2 protein-coding genes are annotated in these 812 nt (G+C 41.1%); both read right to left on the reverse strand.

The genetic code is table 11. From position 1 onward, the window contains the following. Positions 1–311 (reverse strand): hypothetical protein (locus F2P67_RS28000; protein WP_425511034.1); only part of this gene is annotated, 311 nt, incomplete at its 3' end. A 256-nt stretch (positions 312–567) separates the two neighbouring features. Continuing rightward, positions 568–812, reverse strand: a 245-nt coding sequence (locus F2P67_RS27575) for a hypothetical protein (RefSeq protein WP_425511035.1), incomplete at its 5' end; no start/stop codon positions are given.

The following is an 812-nucleotide window of genomic DNA, read 5'->3' on the forward strand; positions in this document are numbered from 1 at the left end:
CAGTCAGTATCAAAGACGGCATTCAGCACACGGCCAAATAAACCACGTTTTTTGTGTTGTGGCACTGCCACACTTTGCAACGTGGCATGCGGTAGCGCTTGCGTGTGGTATGCCGGAGTTTCTTGCCGTGGCACTGCTACATTTTCTGCAATATTTAATTCATTATTCTTTTTGCTATCAGTGTCTTGTTGTGTTGTCGCATGCTGTGGCATCTTGGTGTCGCATGCATTAGCATCTTGGTGTGGTTCTGCTGTGGCATGTGCAACACTTTTCAGCTCACTGAGTGTTTGCATACGGTCAATTTGTTGCATTAACCGTTCTTCCCGTTCTTGGTATTTTTTGACTTCATTTTCTAAATGGGCAATAAGTTTTTTTGTAGATTCATCACCTTCTTGCTTAGATGATTCAATTTTTTGAGATGTTTGCTCAGGTTCTCAAAAGCATCGTATGACCTCTGCTAGATCGAATTGTCCATCACTGGAGCGTGATAAACGTCCATTACGTACAGCTCTGTAAATGGTTGATCTATCCACATGAAATTTTTTAGATACTTCACTTAGTGATAACTTAGCCATTTACGGTGTCCTTTTTATTTGATGGCATGTATCCCACTTTTTTTAGGTATGGGGATAGTTCTTTGATTTTTTCAGGGTCTTGTAGCATCTCAGCAATACGTACAGCAAACTGTTGGTAGCTTTCTGTTCCTTGTGAATAGCGACCCATTTCGGGGAGTTCTGAAAGTTTATTTGCAAACATATGCCGTTGAGCATCGGTCATCTTTGAAAAAAGCTCCAAAGTGTTCGGATCTCTTT

The sequence above is a fragment of the Pseudomonas atagonensis genome, from assembly GCF_011369485.1.
Taxonomy (GTDB): domain Bacteria; phylum Pseudomonadota; class Gammaproteobacteria; order Pseudomonadales; family Pseudomonadaceae; genus Aquipseudomonas; species Aquipseudomonas atagonensis.